Annotated in this window: 15 protein-coding genes; 9 read left to right on the top strand and 6 right to left on the bottom strand. The window is 60.5% G+C overall.

Going from position 1 to position 15,756, the window contains the following annotated elements:
• Nucleotides 1-129 precede the first annotated feature (129 nt).
• Together JP75_RS23770 and JP75_RS23765 are read left to right on the top strand one after the other, a co-directional pair.
• Nucleotides 130-537, top strand: coding sequence for a hypothetical protein (locus JP75_RS23770; RefSeq protein ID WP_035087494.1), 408 nt, complete (start codon nucleotides 130-132; stop codon nucleotides 535-537).
• A 144-nt stretch (nucleotides 538-681) separates the two neighbouring features.
• Nucleotides 682-1,101 (top strand): YciI family protein, encoded by a 420-nt coding sequence (locus tag JP75_RS23765; protein WP_035087493.1) that lies wholly within the window; start codon nucleotides 682-684, stop codon nucleotides 1,099-1,101.
• A 45-nt stretch (nucleotides 1,102-1,146) separates the two neighbouring features.
• Here the strand turns inward: JP75_RS23765 and dksA are convergent, their stop codons facing one another.
• Together dksA and JP75_RS23755 are read right to left on the bottom strand one after the other, a co-directional pair.
• Nucleotides 1,147-1,563 carry an RNA polymerase-binding protein DksA gene (gene dksA, locus JP75_RS23760; protein ID WP_035087491.1) on the bottom strand — a complete coding sequence of 139 codons (417 nt, stop codon included), beginning with the start codon at nucleotides 1,561-1,563 and terminating at the stop codon, nucleotides 1,147-1,149.
• 231 nt (nucleotides 1,564-1,794) lie between these two features.
• Nucleotides 1,795-2,214, bottom strand: coding sequence for a flagellar assembly protein FliX (locus tag JP75_RS23755; RefSeq protein WP_160194773.1), 420 nt, complete (start codon nucleotides 2,212-2,214; stop codon nucleotides 1,795-1,797).
• 246 nt (nucleotides 2,215-2,460) lie between these two features.
• On the opposite strand from JP75_RS23755, the gene JP75_RS23750 reads away from it, so the two are divergent.
• The 4 genes from JP75_RS23750 to JP75_RS23735 all read left to right on the top strand — a co-directional run bounded on the left by JP75_RS23750 (nucleotide 2,461) and on the right by JP75_RS23735 (nucleotide 4,954).
• Nucleotides 2,461-3,585, top strand: a complete 1,125-nt coding sequence (locus tag JP75_RS23750; RefSeq protein ID WP_051961299.1) for a flagellar basal body P-ring protein FlgI — start codon at nucleotides 2,461-2,463, stop codon at nucleotides 3,583-3,585.
• On the top strand, nucleotides 3,585-3,911 hold the full coding sequence (locus tag JP75_RS23745) for a rod-binding protein (protein WP_051961297.1): 327 nt from the start codon (nucleotides 3,585-3,587) through the stop codon (nucleotides 3,909-3,911). The genes JP75_RS23750 and JP75_RS23745 overlap by 1 nt, the downstream gene beginning before the upstream one ends.
• A complete protein-coding gene (locus tag JP75_RS23740; RefSeq protein ID WP_035087489.1) occupies nucleotides 3,911-4,381 on the top strand; it encodes a flagellar protein FlgN in 471 nt (156 codons plus the stop codon). The genes JP75_RS23745 and JP75_RS23740 overlap by 1 nt, the downstream gene beginning before the upstream one ends.
• Before the next feature lie 249 nt (nucleotides 4,382-4,630).
• Nucleotides 4,631-4,954 (top strand): hypothetical protein, encoded by a 324-nt coding sequence (locus JP75_RS23735; protein WP_035087488.1) that lies wholly within the window; start codon nucleotides 4,631-4,633, stop codon nucleotides 4,952-4,954.
• Between the two features lie 122 nt (nucleotides 4,955-5,076).
• On the opposite strand, the gene JP75_RS23730 is transcribed toward JP75_RS23735, so the two are convergent.
• The gene (locus JP75_RS23730; RefSeq protein ID WP_035087486.1) at nucleotides 5,077-5,877 is read right to left on the bottom strand and encodes a flagellin; all 801 of its coding nucleotides are present in this window, start codon (nucleotides 5,875-5,877) and stop codon (nucleotides 5,077-5,079) included.
• A 241-nt stretch (nucleotides 5,878-6,118) separates the two neighbouring features.
• Nucleotides 6,119-6,919 (bottom strand): flagellin, encoded by an 801-nt coding sequence (locus tag JP75_RS23725; RefSeq protein WP_084587903.1) that lies wholly within the window; start codon nucleotides 6,917-6,919, stop codon nucleotides 6,119-6,121.
• Between the two features lie 513 nt (nucleotides 6,920-7,432).
• On the opposite strand from JP75_RS23725, the gene JP75_RS23720 reads away from it, so the two are divergent.
• The 3 genes from JP75_RS23720 (at nucleotide 7,433) to flaF (ending at nucleotide 11,133) form a co-directional block, all read left to right on the top strand.
• Nucleotides 7,433-10,189: a flagellin N-terminal helical domain-containing protein gene (locus JP75_RS23720; protein ID WP_035087483.1), complete on the top strand. Its 2,757-nt coding sequence runs from the start codon at nucleotides 7,433-7,435 to the stop codon at nucleotides 10,187-10,189.
• 193 nt (nucleotides 10,190-10,382) lie between these two features.
• Nucleotides 10,383-10,820: a flagellar biosynthesis repressor FlbT gene (gene flbT, locus JP75_RS23715; RefSeq protein ID WP_035087480.1), complete on the top strand. Its 438-nt coding sequence runs from the start codon at nucleotides 10,383-10,385 to the stop codon at nucleotides 10,818-10,820.
• A complete protein-coding gene (flaF, locus tag JP75_RS23710) occupies nucleotides 10,792-11,133 on the top strand; it encodes a flagellar biosynthesis regulator FlaF (RefSeq protein WP_244446395.1) in 342 nt (113 codons plus the stop codon). The genes flbT and flaF overlap by 29 nt, the downstream gene beginning before the upstream one ends.
• A gap of 441 nt (nucleotides 11,134-11,574) precedes the next feature.
• Here flaF and JP75_RS23700 read toward each other — a convergent pair whose 3' ends face one another.
• Nucleotides 11,575-13,791, bottom strand: coding sequence for a hypothetical protein (locus JP75_RS23700; RefSeq protein WP_035087471.1), 2,217 nt, complete (start codon nucleotides 13,789-13,791; stop codon nucleotides 11,575-11,577).
• A gap of 11 nt (nucleotides 13,792-13,802) precedes the next feature.
• A complete protein-coding gene (gene flgK, locus JP75_RS23695) occupies nucleotides 13,803-15,665 on the bottom strand; it encodes a flagellar hook-associated protein FlgK (RefSeq protein ID WP_035087469.1) in 1,863 nt (620 codons plus the stop codon).
• Nucleotides 15,666-15,756: the final 91 nt, after the last annotated feature.

Below are 15,756 nucleotides of genomic sequence, written 5' to 3'. Positions count from 1 at the left end.
CCGCTCAGGATTGCGTGAACGAAGTCTGAATGCGCCGCTCCGGATGGGTTCAGTCGAGGCTGGCTAATCTCGTTTCATGAGCTGGAAGACCAGCACCGGGAACGCACAAACGCTTTGGAGAATTTTGAAATGACCGCCACCTTCACCAAGACTGTCGCCGCCGCCGTCACCGCCCTCATCATCGGCATTTCGCCCGCCATGGCCGGCGGCCAGATTTCGATCGGCTTTTCGCCCACCGACCCCGACCAGGCCCAGGCGCTTGGTCTTGGCCTGCGCATGTTCTCCGTTGTCCAGGGCATGTCGGCCAATGGCGGCAATGCCTTCCAGAACGGCAATTTCAACTCTGCCGGCTTCAACCAGAACGGTTCGAACAATTCTGGCGTGATTTTCCAGGACGGCAATGGCCATAACGGCACCATCAGCCAGAACGGCAACGACAATACCTGCGGCCTCTTCCAGTTCGGCGAGGCAACCAATGCCCAGTGCCAGCAGAACGGCAATGGCCAGAGCGGCATCACCACCGTCTTCGGCTTCTGAGCCAGACAATTTCATCTCATGCTGACGGGGCCGGAAGGCCCCGTTGTCATTTTTGCATTTTCGTCTCTGAATTGTCGAAGCGGCAAAGTTAGGATCGTCGCCAAGGCAAGCAGGCAATTGAGCGCTGCCGACAAGGAGAGACAAATGCGTGTCGTCGTTTTTGTGAAAGCCACGGGCGATAGCGAAGCTGAAATCATGCCCGAAGCCCAGATGCTGGAGGAAATGGGCCGCTACAACGAGCAACTGGTCGATGCCGGGATCATGCTCGGCGGCGACGGGCTGAAGCCCAGCAAATATGGCAAGCGCGTCGCGTTCAGCGGCGTCGGCCGGTCCGTGATCGACGGTCCCTTCGCCGAAACCAAGGAACTGGTCGCCGGCTACTGGATCTGGGAAGTGCGCGACATGGAGGAAGCCGTCGAATGGGTGAAGCGCTGCCCCAATCCCATGCTGGGCGATAGCGAGATCGAAATCCGCCCGGTCTATGAAATGGCAGATTTTGCCGAGCAGATGTCACCGGAAGCCGAGGTCATCCACGAACGGACGCGGCAGAAGCTCGAGGGCTGAAACACCGAGGCAACAAAAAAGCCCGCTTCGCAGCGGGCTTTTAATTTATTCGTCGCGATAAACCTTTTCGCGCCGCTCGTGCAATTCCTGCGCCTCAAGGCTGAGCGTGGCGGTCGGGCGGGCATCGAGCCGGGCGACACCGATGGGATCGCCGGTTTCTTCGCAATAGCCGTAAGTGCCGTCGTCGATGCGCTTGAGCGCCGAGTCGATCTTGCCGATCAACTTGCGCTGGCGATCGCGCGTCCTCAACTCCAGTGCCCTGTCGCTTTCCGAGCTCGCCCGGTCGGCCATATCAGGATGGTTCTGGCTTTCTTCCTGGAGGTTTTCCAGAGTTCCGCGACTTTCGCGCAGGATCTCGTCCTTCCAGGCCAGAAGCTTGTTTCGGAAATAGTCCCGCATGCGCGGGTTCATGAACGGCTCGTCTTCACTCGGCCGGTAGTCCATAACTTCAACCGAAGACATCAGCAGACTCAACTCCAATGCACCCCACGGCGGCCTATATATGCCGCAGGTCAACCCCGGGCAAGCGAAGTTCTTAAAGAGCCTTAACTATGAAAAGGCTCTTCGGATCAACCGCATAGCGCGAGTCTGACAACATTTTGATGAAGGCGGGAGCCGTCTTTGTCCACAATTTGAGGGCGAGCACGGTCTTTTCGGAAAAATGGCACGCGTTTTTCCGGATCGTGCCTCGGCTCAAAAGTCGGGGAAACGCCCCTGTTTTGCGAGCTCGACACGGACGCGCAATTCGATGTCATCGAGGACGGCATCGAGGCCCGGCTCGGTGCGGTCGCGGTAGACACTGAGCTCTTCGATGAGGGCGTCCATACGCTCGGGCGTGATGATCCCGACCAGTAGATCGGCCTTGATGCCATCGAGAATGTCGAGCAGGTTCGTGCCGCGCTTGACCGCCTTGCGCTTGCCGCCCATGGCATCGCCCACGGACTGGATGGCGAGGATGGCATCGAGCGGGGCAACCTGTGCGACGGGAGCCGCCCGCGCCACCCGGGCCGGAGCAGAAACGTCGGACATGGTGAAAGACTGGCCCGGCGCGTATTTCCCGACGGAAGCGCGCGACGCTACACTGCTCGTCCGATTGGCGGATTCTATACGCACTGAGTGACTCGCCCCCGAGATTCCTGTTGCAGGCAAAATCTGCCCTACATGGTTAATGACGACTTAATGACCCCGGCAAGATTTGCATACCGGCGCATTTAGCCGCCTGCCTCGCCTCAATGCCGAGGCACATTATCTCTTCATATCAGACACTTACGCAGATTTTCGCGATTTGGCACGCTTCTCGCATTACCGAAAGCGACCGCGGCGCCATGGGGATGGTGCAGCTTCGTACCGGGGATAGACATGCCGAACAAATTCTTCCGCATAGGCCTTGCTGCAGCGCTCAGCGCAGCACTGTCTTTAGCGCCTCTGGCCCAGGTTGCCGCCGCTCCTGCCCGCATCAAGGACATCGTCGATGTCGAAGGCGTGCGCGAGAATCAGCTTGTGGGCTACGGTCTCGTCGTCGGTCTCAACGGTACGGGCGACAGCCTCAACAATTCGCCCTTCACCAAGCAGTCGCTGCAATCCATGCTCGAACGGCTCGGGGTGAATACCCAGGGCGAGAACGTGCGTACGGCCAATGTGGCGGCGGTGATGGTGACGGCAAGCCTGCCGCCCTTCGCCGCGCAGGGTTCGCGCATGGACGTTTCCATCGCCTCGCTCGGCAATGCCAAGAGCCTTCAGGGCGGCACGCTGCTGGTGACCCCGCTGCTCGGCGCTGATGGCGAAGTCTACGCCATCGCGCAGGGCCCGGTCGCCATCAACGGTTTCAGGGCCGAAGGCGAATCCGCCAGTATCGTTTCGGGCGTACCGACCACTGGCCGCATCTCCTCGGGCGCCCTGATCGAACGCGAAATCGACTTTGAACTCGGCTCCCAGCACTCGCTGCGCCTGACCCTGCGCAATTCCGACCTGACCACGGCCCGTCGTATCGCCATGGCGATCAACGATTTCATCGGCGCTCCGACCGCGGTCCCGGAAGACCCGGCCACCGTGCGCCTGACCCTGCCGGTCAATTTCAACGGCAATATCGTCGATCTCCTCACCGATATCGAACAGCTCATCATCCAGACCGACCAGTCGGCAAAGATCGTCATCGACGAGAACAGCGGCATCATCGTCATGGGCAAGGATGTGCGCGTGTCGAGCGTGGCCGTGGCGCAATCGAACCTGACGGTTAGCATCGCGGAAAATCCGGAAGTGGTGCAGCCCCTCCCCTTCAGCCAGGGCCAGACCGCGGTTGAACCCAATACCGATCTCAACGTGACCCAGACCGACACGGCGCTGCAGGTGATCAAGGAATCCGTGACGCTGCAGGAACTGGTCGATGGACTCAATGCGCTGGGGATTTCGCCCCGCGACCTCATCGCCATCCTTCAGGCCATAAAGGCGACCGGCGCCCTCCAGGCCGAGATCGAGGTGCTGTGATGGAAACCATCGTCAACGGCGTCAAAACCCAGACCAGCCTCAACAATCACCAGCTCGACAAACTCAAGAAGCAGGCGGAGGACCTCGAAGGCGTGTTCCTCAATCTGCTCACCAAGGAAATGTTCGCCACGGCCAAATCGGAAAACGGGTTTGGCGGCGGCTTTGGTGAAGAGACCTGGCGATCCATGCAGTCCGAACAGCTCGCCAATACCATGGCGCAGAATGGCGGCCTCGGCATCGCCGACCAGATCCTGGGCGACATGATCGCCCTGCAGGAAGCCAACCAAAACAACAATAGTTCGCGTATATCGGGAGTGTATCGTTAATGTCCGCAGCAGCAGATCGTATTGCGTTGCTCGACAGCCTGCCGGCTGAAGAGCTCTGTGCCCAGGCAGAATCCGCCCTTCAGGCCCTCGTCACCATGATGAACGAGGAAACCACCCTGCTCCGCGCCGGCCGTTTCCGCGATGCGGCAGGCCTGACCGCCCAGAAAACCCAGCTCGCGCAGGATTATGTGGTGTTCGCTCGCGCGGTGCAGCGCCAGACCGAACGCCTCGTGGCCGAAGCGCCGACCTCGCTCGACCGCCTGCACAAGAACCACGACGCCCTCGCCACTCAGATGGCCGAGAATCTGCGCGTCATCGCCACGGCGAAGAACCTTGCCGAAGACCTGATCGGCGATGTCGCCGACACGGTGGGTGCCAAGGACCACACCCGCACCTATGACCGCAGCGGCGAAGTGAAGATTCCGCGCGCTGCCTCGGCCCGTGGCATCACGGTCAACCGCGCGCTCTAGCCGCAGAAATCGCCGCAGCGCTCCGCCCGATCCAAAGTAAGGGCGAGCTCTCCAGAAGGGGCGCTGGCATCGCTACCGGCCACAGGGTCTCCGCAGAAGCGGAGGCCCTTTTTGTTTGCGATCGCGCATGGTTACCCAATCCCTCCGAATTGGTGACGTGTGTCTTAAAATCGTCCCGTCCGGGAAAAGGGAGAGATAGGAAAGGGTTCATAGCCTGCCCTTGGCCAATTGTGGCTCCAGGACAGGAACATGAGCGCCAGAATCGCGCCGAGGGCGAATACCATGGGTATCGCCTTCTCGCCGCATCTTCCGAGGTTCCTTCGCCAAGACAAGCGCGAGGACCAGAGTGGCTCGAACAAGGGCCGAAAAAACGAAGCCGAACCGCAGGCGCTGCCCGCGGGATCTGGCGGCGTTGCCGAGGGCAGTCTGCCGCCCCAGACGATTTTCGAAGCAGCCCTTCTGGGCAATCAACAGGCGATCGATCCACCCAACCTGTATGAAGTGGCGCGGCGCCTGCGCAACGAATGGTCGCCGCCGACCTACGGCTTTCATTTGACTGACAAGATTATCTGAACCCCAAGAAAAACGTGACCCGGGCCGATCCTCTCGACCCGGGTCTTTCTTTGCGCCGGCTGACGTTCCAAACGAAAAGGCCCGCCACGAGGGCGGGCCAAAATTCGCAGTGAAGCTTGCGATTAGCGGAGCAGACGCAGAGCGGTCGACTCGGTGGACTGCATGATCGAGAGGGCGGTGGACGCCATCTGCTGGCGGGTCTGGAGCGCCATCAGGTTGGCGGCTTCCGCATCCATGTCGGCGGCGGTCAGTTCCGAGGCACCGGTCTTGAGAATGTTCGACAGCGCGCTGTTGAAATCCTTGCGGACACTGATCAGGGCCTGGCTGGTGCCGAACGAGGTCGCCGAAGCTTCAAGAGCGGTGCTGAAGGTGTTCAGCGCATCGACTGATGCCTTGATGTCCGCTTCCGCCGCCCAGTCGTTTGCCGTAGCAGCGATGGTACCGACAGTGACACCGGCGATCGTGGTCTTGCTGGTGCCGTCTTCATTCAGCGTCACGGTGATGCTCTCGTTATTGAGAAGGTTCGTGCCGTTGATCTTGGAGTCGGTGACGACCTTGGCGATTTCCGCGGTCAGCGTTTCAAACTGGGTCGACAGTGCCAGGCGGCTGGCGGTATCGGAGGTGGCAAGAGCCTGGCCAGTCAGGGCGCGGGCCTGCTTGACGATGCCCTGGATACCCTTGATGCCTTCGCTTGCAGCCTTCAGCGAGGTCTGCGCATTGTTGACGCTGTCAAGAAGCGTGTCGATCGAGGCGGCGCGGCCGTCCATCTTGGACGCAGTAAAAAACTTCGAAACGTTATCGAGAGCGGTATTCACGGCCTTGCCGGTGGCCAGACGCTTCTGAGAGACTTCCATCTGCTCTGCAACGTTGCGGAGAGCGGTAAGACCGAAGCGGGTGGAGGAGGCGAGATTTACTGCGGACATTGTTTGGACTTCCTGTGCCAGATTTTGTTTTCTTCCGGCGTTTCTTGCCGGCGAAATCAGGTTTAGTGTCCAAAAGCTGCGGGCCTCTCTCGGCAAAACGCGCAATTTAGTTCAAGTTTTATCTAATTTCCGCGGGGCTTAATGAGCCCCTGTCCTGCACCCATTTTTGACGAGAACTGCGAGCTGAAAACGAAAAGGGCCCGCCATAAGGCGGGCCAAGTTCTTGCAGTAAGGCTTGAGATTAGCGGAGCAGGCGCAGAGCGGTGCTTTCCGTGGACTGCATGATCGAGAGGGCGGTAGACGCCATCTGCTGGCGGGTCTGGAGCGCCATGAGGTTGGCCGCTTCAGCATCCATGTCGGCGGCGGTCAGCTCCGATGCGCCGGTCTTGAGAATGTTCGACAGCGCGCTGTTGAAGTCCTTGCGGACGCTGATCAGGGCCTGGCTGGTACCGAAGGAGGACGCCCCCGTTTCAAGAGTGGTGCTGAAGGTGTTCAGGGCATCGACCGACGTCTTGATATTCGCTTCCGTCGCCCAAGTACCGGCCGGCGCAGCGATGGTACCAACAGTGATACCGGCGATCGTGGTCTTGCTGGTACCGTCCTCGTTGAGGGTCACGGTGATGCTCTCGTTGTTGAGAAGGTTCGTGCCGTTGATCTTGGAGTCAGTGACGACCTTGGCGATTTCGTCGGTCAACGCGGTAAACTGGGTCGCCAGTGCGGCGCGGGTGGCAGTGTCGGACGTGGCGAGAGCCTGGCCAGTCAGGGCACGGGCCTGCTTGACGATGCCCTGGATACCCTTGATGCCTTCGCTGGCGGCCTTCAGCGAGGTCTGCGCATTGTTGACGCTGTCAAGAAGCGTGTCGATGGAGGCAGCACGCCCATCCATCTTGGACGCAGTAAAAAACTTCGAGACGTTATCCAGAGCGGTATTCACGGCCTTGCCGGTGGCCAGACGCTTCTGAGATACTTCCATCTGCTCTGCAACGTTACGGAGAGCGGTAAGACCGAAGCGGGTGGACGATGCGAGATTTACTGCGGACATTGTTTGGACTTCCTGTACCAGATTTTGTTTTCTTCCGGCGTTTCTTGCCGGCGAGATCAGGTTTAGTGTCCAAAAGCTGCGGGCCTCTCTCGGCAAAACGCGCAATTTAGTTCAAATTTTATCTAGTTTCCGCGGGGTCCGATTTGGTCCCTCAGCGGGCCCTTCCCGTGATGTGTCGAATCGCGCGCGTACATGTGAGCGCGCATTGGCCAGTGTTTTTGGCAGCCGAGGGGCGAATCCGGAGGAGTCGCCCTTTTGGAGGGCTCTTGCTCGACCATCCTTCCCTAACGGACGCGGTTAACCCGAACTTTCGATGCCGAAAATTTAGTCCGGCACGCCGCGGCGGGATTCACGAAAAGCCCAGCAAAACCGGGAAAAACCGTGGTGAAATAAGCCTTTACGGGAAACGTAAAGATGTTCCGAATTTAAGAAGTTTTTAGCAAGTGAGGGCCATTCTGATCACGTCTCAAGGATTGAGGCGTAAGCACCACACGTCCAGAAGGAAAACCTAGTATGGGTTCCGATGTTTCTCTCTCAAAGGCCGTTCGCGCGAACCTTTTGAGCCTCCAGAATACCGCCACCATGATGGACAAGACGCAGAACCGTCTTGCCACTGGTAACAAGGTGAATTCTGCCCTCGACAATCCGTCGAACTTTTTCACGGCATCGGCTCTGAACAGCCGCGCCGCTGACATGAGCAACCTGCTCGACTCGATGGCCTCGGGTATCAAGGTCATCGAAGCTGCCAACAACGGCATCACCGCCCTGACGAAGAACCTGGAATCCATGCAGTCCACGCTGCGCCAGGCTCGCCAGGATAAGTCCTTCCAGACCAAGTCGTTCGAAGTCAATGACAACACCAAGATCAAGCTTGGTGGTGGTCAGTTCGGCGATCTGGACGTTGATGTTAGCCTCGCAACCGCTACGGTGCCGGGCGTCAAGGCCCAGCTCGAAACGTCGGCTGTCAGCTATCTCGGCCCGCAGTCGACGACTGCCAGCGAGACCGGCGCAGGCGCTCGCTCGGTAATTAGCCTGGGCGGCGGCTTCACCAACGGTGACCAGCTGAGCGTTGCCGGCGTTAACGTGGCGCTCACCGGCGCTCCGCCGACTGCAGCGAACATTGTTAGCGACATCCAGACTGCTCTGAACAGCAGCCCGCAGGCCGGCAAGTACACGGTCTCCGTGGGTGCTGTGGGCTCGCCGAACGACGGCAAGATCGTCATCGAAACCGTCGACACCAGTGCTGCTGCCGCCACCGTTACCTTTGGTACCGGTTCGGTTGCCGCCACCAAGGGTTCGACCACGTTCAACTTCTCGGCCATCACCTCCGGTATCACCGCTGGCGGCCAGACGATCCCGACGGGCGCAACGTTCGAAGACTTCGTTGCCAACCTCGAAGCCGGTGCTGAAGCCGGTGGCTACACCGTCGTTGCCGACGATACGACTGAGCAGATCACGCTCACCAGCACGCAGTGGGGCGGTGCCGCTCCGACAGTGACCGGCGTGCCGATCGCTGCCGGCGTTGTGACCGGTAGCGCTGCCGAAACCGAGTTCACGCTGACTAGCTACAACGATGCTGGTACGCAGAAGCTCACCTCGGACCAGGATCTGACAATTGCCGGTGCAACCGGTGCAATCAGCCTGACCGCCGGCATGACCGCTGCTCAGATCAAGACGGCGATCGAAGGCGACACCAACATCAACGCTGCTTTCAACGTTGCTGTTAACGCTGCTACCCTTGAAGTCACCCTGACTGAAAAGACCAATGGCGGCCTGGCTGCTCCGACCGTAACGTCGAGCCTTGCTGCAACCACTCCGACGGCCGCTTCGGTCACCGGTGTTGGTGGTAGCGACTTGACGGCGGACGCCAACGTTGCGGCGCTTGCAGGTTCGACGATCACCCTGGATGATGGTTTCGGCACGCCCGTTACCTACAACATCCCGCCAGCGACCGGTACTGACTCTGCTGACCTCGTGGCAGCTTTGTCCACCGGCGGCTTCACCGCAACTGCTACCGCCAACGGCTTGAACATCAGCCGTGCTGACGGTCGCAACTTCAGCATCCAGTTCAGCGGCGCTCCGTCGAGTGCAATTGGTCTGCCGAGCTCGACCTACACCACCACGAACGGTGTTGAAGCTGGCCTCACTGCCGCTGCCACCACCACCAATGGTGTCGCCGACACCGCTGCTGTCGATGGCCAGACCATCACCAACCCCGTTGCTGGTGCTTCGGTTGAAACCGTCGCTGCCGAAAAGGCAACCTTCACCGTTTCGTATGATGGCAAGACTGCCGAAATCGAAATCGGTGGCGTGAAGGGTGGCATCGGTTCGGCCGTGAACGCCCTCGACATCAAGAACTGGCAGGATGCGACCGTTGAGGCCGTGAATGCTGATCTTGAAGCCGCTGGCATCACCGGCGTCGAAGCCAAGTTCGACGAAGACGGCAAGTTCCAGCTCGTTGCCAAGACTGCTGAAGCCAAGACCCTGGCTGTCTCGGGTGACGATGCTGTGGCCCTCTTCGGTACCAACGGTGTGAACACCGGCGTTGCCGAAAAGAGCCAGCTGAACGCAACCAAGACCGTCGACAAGTTCGTCGAACTGATCAACCGCGACCATGCGGGCAAGGTCCGTGCTTCGAACGACAACGGCAAGCTGCGTATCGAAAACCTGTCGACCCAGGAACTCGATATCGGTGTCGATCTCAACGGCAATGACGCAATCACTGCCCTCAAGATCGATGGCAACACGGTCCGCGCGAACCTGTCCAAGCAGTTCAACGAACTGCGTGACCAGCTCGACAAGCTGTCGGACGACTCGTCCTTCAACGGTATCAATCTCCTCCGTGGCGATAAGCTGAAGATCACCTTCAACGAATCCGGCACCTCGGCGATCGATATCCAGGCCAAGGACGCGAACGGCAACGTTCGTTCGATCAACGCCTCGAACCTGGGCGTCGAAAGCCTGATCGCTGAAGACCTCGACACCGACGAAGCAATCGACGCTTTCCTCGGCAAGCTGTCTTCGGCCCTGACGGAGCTTCGCTCGCAGGCTTCGGCCTTCGGCTCGAACCTGTCGTCGGTCGAAAACCGTCAGACCTTCACCAAGAACATGATCAACACGCTGGAAACCGGCGCTGCGAACCTGACCTTGGCTGATACCAACGAAGAAGCTGCCAACCTCCTGGCTCTCCAGACCCGCCAGCAGCTCTCCTCGTCGGCTCTGTCCATGGCCTCGCAGCAGGACCAGGCTGTTCTGCAGCTCCTGCGTTAATCGCAAGCCACATAGTGGTAAACGGAAGGCGGGCCACAAGCCCGCCTTCTTCTTTTGGCGAGATACCTAACGCGCGGCTGATTCCCCTGCCCGCTCCGCCGTTTAGTCGCTGGCGTCCATCTGCCGCGACTGCTATCCATCCCTAAGCCCGCCAGACGAACGGCGGCATTCCCAGAATAGGAAACCAGAGCCAATGTCCCTCAAGGTCGAACTCAAGCCCGGCGAGCGTCTCATCATCGGGCAGTGCATCATTACCAATTCCGACCAGCGGACCCGGCTCTTCATCGACGGCAAGGCGCCCATCCTGCGCGAAAAGGACATCCTGACCATCACGACCGCCGACACGCCCGCAAAGCGCATCTACCTGGCCGTGCAACTGATGTATCTGGAGGACGATACGGCGCGGCTCCGCGACGAATACTTCCGTCTTGTCAATGAGATAATCCAGGCCGCCCCCTCAATGATCACGCTGATAAACGGGATCAACAACGAGATTTTAACCGGCGCGCTGTACAAAGCTCTCAAGGCAGCCCGCAAGTTAATTCAGTACGAACAGGACCTTCTTGCAAATGTACCATCAGGGAGCGCAGGCATACCAACAGGTGGCCCGCAAAACGGAAGCCCCGCGTGATCGCGAAGCCAATCTGCTGTCGCGGGCGGCTGCCAATCTCCAGCTTATCCACGACGCTTGGGACCTGAAGCAGGACAGCCTTCAAGAGGCTCTGCTCTTCAACCGCCGCATCTGGAATATCTTCCTCACCTCGGTGACCCGCGAGGACAACCCGCTTCCCGCCCAGGTTCGCCAGAATATCGCGAATCTCGGCCTGTTCGTGATGAACGAAACCCGCGAACTGCATATCGAGCCGATCAAGGCCAAGCTGCTGCCGCTGATCAATATCAATCGCCAGCTTGCCGCCGGCCTGCGTGGTGCAGAAGAAGCCTGATAGGGCCAGCACCGACAAGTTCGCCTAGATGCGATGACAAGAGCCTCCGGATTTAACCGGGGGCCTTTTTGTTTGTGGTGTTCGACCCCACGGTTTGGGGGCTCTTCGGGGGTAGCGAGGCCGCCCATATGGCGGATTTTCCAGCGAGGGGCATCGGCCGTTGGGAACACGTCTTGAGTGTGGTAGGGCTCTGCTGGCCCGCCGTGGCGGCAGCGAAGAGAGCCATAGGCGGTTCGCTTCGCGCCAATCAGCGGATGCCACTCGCCAGACGGCCACAGCCGCTGCCGCGCGTCTCCAATGCACAGATCCGCTTGGCTGGTCGGGTACTGATGGCGCGCTCCAACGGCCCAGGCAACTACGCCTACCACTAAAACAAAACGGGGCGCTTGCGCGCCCCGTATTCGTTTCGGCCTTCTGGCCTCCTGTGGCGCCTTCTGGCGCCTATTTGAGGTAGTTGACGAGGCTGAGGTTCGCGACCGTTGCCGTCGTCTGGTAGCTGGCTTCGAGGCGCGTCTTGAGCGCCAGGAGCTGCATGACCGTTTCTTCCATGCTGACCGTTTCGACCTGGCTCAGCAGCGTTTCAAGCTGGCCTGACGCCGCGGTATTGCGCTCGGAGGCGCCGCCGGTCGTGGCGCGAACCACGCCCAATTCGAGGCCGATCTGTTCGATCGAACCCTTTGCGGTCGCCGTGGAGCTCGAGGTCGTCGCCATCTGCCGCTCGACCATGGCGCTGAAGCGCGCCTTGGAGGTCGTATCGTTGATGTCGTATTCCTGCGAGCTCATGGCTGCGAGCGTCTTTACGAGCTCGCGGAGGCCTGTTTCATTGGCGCGGACGCCATAGCCGACCTTGGTCGAGTCATCCACCTGGGCGGTCGCCGACAAGCGCGGATTGTCGCCGGCGGTGCCGATTTCGCCCACGTACCACTTCACCGTCTCGCGGGTGTTCGGAGCCGCGAAAACCGTTGCGGTTTCCGGGTCACCGCCCGAGAGATCGAGACGGCGCGCCACGCCATCGGTGGTGAAGAAGTCGTCCGCCGCGGCATAGCTCGAGGCCGAAACCAGTTCGGTCTTGCTGGTCTGGTCGAGCTTGAGTTTTAGGGCCGCTTCGAAATTGGCTGTGGTCTCTTCGGGCGTCGCGCCGATGACGAACTGGCCGGTAACCGGTTCGCGGTCGACAGCCTGCAGCACGATCGGGGTGCTGGTGCCGTCGGGCATCTTGAGGTTGATGGTCACGGACTCACCGGCGCGCGGATTGCCCATGAACTCAACGCTCATATTGGCCGGATTGCCGGCCACGGCGCTGACATTGATCTTGCTGCTGGTGGTCGAGGCGGAGGCGAGCTTGTAGCCAAAAATGGTCGGCGGGGACTGCTCTTCCAGACGCACCGTGGTGTCGTTCGGAGCCGCCATGGTGCCGGCCGTGAGACGGCCCGTCTTGAGGGGTGCGTCGAGCCCGCCGACGCTGGTCTCGATGGCGCCCTTGAGGTTCTTGAGCGTCTCCTCGCGATTGACGCCGATCTGGTATTCGCGCGGATTGGTCGCCAAGGGATCCGGCGTGCCGGTGACCGCCTTGAACTGGAAGTCCGTGGTTACGCCATTGCGATCCTTGATGCCGATCGTCAGCGTTTCGCCATCGGCCGGCTGCTTGTCGAACTTGATCGAAACCGAGTCCATGCCGTCCGAATAGGAGATGACCTTCACATCCGCATCCGAGGAGGTGAAGATCTTGAAATTCTCGAGATTGCCGAGCTTCTGGCCCATCAGGTTTTCGAGATTGCCGGCCGTATCCTCGAGCGTGGCGCCGATGGAATATTCCGGCGGCGTGGCCGAAGTGTCAGGCACGGCCGGCGGCGCCACGGCCTTGGCCGTAAAAGTCTGCGTCGTGCCGTCGCGGCGGGTCATATTGAAGGTGACGACGTCGCCATCGGCCGGCTGGGTCGAGACCTGCACGGTCGGTGCCAGCGGCTCGGCCGTCGGGCCGGATGTCTGGGTCGTCGCCGAATTGCCCGAGATCGAGGTGATCTTGTAGCCAAAGCGTTCGAATTCGGCCGAGGAGATGACGAGCTTGTTCTTCCACGGGCCGAGGACCGTGGTGCGCGGCAGGCCGACATTGTCGAGCGTATCGCTGGAATCGGCACCGAGATCGGCCTTGCGGCGTTCTTCGGCGACCTTGAGATAGCCGTCGGCCGTGCCTTCGCCATACATGATCTGGTCATAGGTGGCGACCGGGGCCTTGTCGGTCTGATTGCCGCCCATGAGATAGCGGCCCGCGACGCTGAGGTTCAGCGTTTCGAGCAATTGCGACAGGCGGTTCTGCGAGTCCTTCTGCAGGCTCACCATGGTGAGATTGTTCTCGCCATAGCTCGTCGGCGTCGCCGAGGTCCGGGTCTCGGACTTGAGCTTGGCGAGGGATGTAAAGCCCTGGTCGAGGAAGTTGAGCCGGAGATTGACCGTGTCGATATTGGCGGCGAAGGAATCGAGCTTGGTCAGCCGATTGCGCGTCGCCAGCGACACGGTGCGGTCGAAGCCCATTTCGGCGAGGGTCTGCGCCTTGTCTCCAGACCCGAGTTGGGTCTGGAGCTTGCCGAGCTGGCCCTGCATGGTCGAGATGGCGCTATAGCCTGCCTTGACCGGATACATGGATTTATTGATCAGCATGACGAACGCCTTTACGTGAACGACTGCATGAGTGTGTCGAGCAGTTCCTGCACGACCGAGGCAACGCGGGCATTGGCGGCATAGGCGTTTTGCAACTCCATCAGCCGGGCCACTTCCTCGTTGATGTCGACGCCGTAGCTCTCTTCCATGCGCGAAGTGATGGCATCGAGTGTCTGGCTATTGGTCTCGCTGGCAGACAGGGCGGTCTGGATAGAGCTGCCCTGATATTCCATCACCTGCGAGACCATGTCGGTCAGTGAGCCGGAGAGGCGGAAGCCGCCATTCTTGGCACCAACCTGCGAGTTCGACCCGAACCGCATGTTGTTGAACTGCTCGGCGATATAGTCGACGCGCTTGTTGTCGCCCGAAGCCGTGGTCGCGTTGTAGTTGACCAGCAGCGTGTTGTCGGCAACGACAGCAGGATTGATGGTGATGCGACCGGCAAAGCCGAGACGCTGCCCCTGCCCCGCCAGTGAATTGGTGAAGGGCTTGCCCTCGGCATCGAGGAAGAGCGGCATGGCGAGCTGGCCGCCCTGCAGGTCCGTGGCCGTCCAGCGGGTCGAGGCGTTGATCGGCGTGCCATTGCCGTTGGCGCGCACTTCCAGCGTCGAACCGGTACCCGAGAAGGTCGGGCCGACGGTCAGCGAGGAATTGAGCACGCTCGTGATGTAGGACATGTCGACGCTGCCGGCGGGACCATTGCCGGCAAAGCGTACGCCGACGACCTGATTGCCGAAACTGTCGGGGCTGGTCAGCGGCAGCTTTGCCGGATCGTCGACGCGGACGACCTTGGCCGTGCGTTCGACGCCGTCATTGCCGCGGTACTTGATGGTGAAATCGTCGCCATCCTGGAGCTTGCTGAGATCCATATCGAAGCCCGACGGCGGACCGGCAACAGCCGTGCCGGGCTCCTGCACCGACGAGAAGACCTGCGCGAGGCTCGCCGCGATATCGTCGAGCTGGCGCTGGGCGTCCTGCAGGGTCGTATCGCGCAGTTCGATAAGGGCGCCGAGCGAACCCGAACGGATCGCGCCGTCCTTGACGAGGTCAATGCGGGTGCCGTTCGGCGTCTCGATGATGAGCTTGCCGACGCCGTTCTTGCTGTCGTCTATGTTGAATTCGGTGGTCGGGGTGAGCGAACCAGCCTGTTCGAAGACGAGCAGCGAGGGCTTTACGTCGAGAAGGGCAGCGCCGGAGCGCGTCGCGAGGCGAACGGTGCCGTCGGGATTGTAGTCGACCCGCAGGTCCATGGTTTCCGACAGGCCCGACACCAGGCGGTCGCGCTGGTCGAGGAGACTATTGCGGGTGTTCTGGTCCACGCCATAGTCGGCCAGCACCAGGTTCACATCGCGCAGCGAGGTGAGCATGGAATTGACCTGGTCGACCGTGGAAGCCATGCGCGTCTCGGTCTCGCGGCGCATTGCCTGCACTTCTTGCGAGAGACGGTTCAGCGTATTGGCCATGTCGGTGGCCTTGGTCACCACATCGGCGCGCGTCGCATAATTGTCCGGGCTCGTGCCGAGGGCATCGAGCGAGGTCTGCAACTTGCCCAGCATGGTGTCGAGCGAACCGGCACTGCCAGGCTTGCCGAGCGCGGTCTGCATGCGATCGAGGAAGGTGCCGCGCGTCACCGAGTAAGCGGTCTCCGGCACCTGCTTGGTGTAGTAATTCTGCAGGATGGAGTCGAAGGCGCGGTCGACATTGCCGGCGCGGACGTAGGAATTGTCACCGCGACCGACTTCGACGACGTTGAGCGTCTGCTTGTGATAGCCGGGGGTACCGGCATTCGAGATATTGCGGGAAATGACTTCCAGCGCCGTTTGGCTGGCCTTGAGGCCGGAAAGCGCATTCCCGATTGCAACCGTCAAACCCATAGCGGGTCTCCTTTGGCGCCGAACCTCTGCAAGGCACTAGTGGCCAGGCCGAAGACACGGCGAATCTGAGAAATGGCGAGTCCCGGCGCAT

This window comes from Devosia riboflavina (assembly GCF_000743575.1).
GTDB classification, from domain to species: Bacteria; Pseudomonadota; Alphaproteobacteria; order Rhizobiales; family Devosiaceae; genus Devosia; species Devosia riboflavina.
Note: the sequence above shows the minus strand (reverse complement) of the source record. Positions and strands in the feature narration are given on the sequence as shown.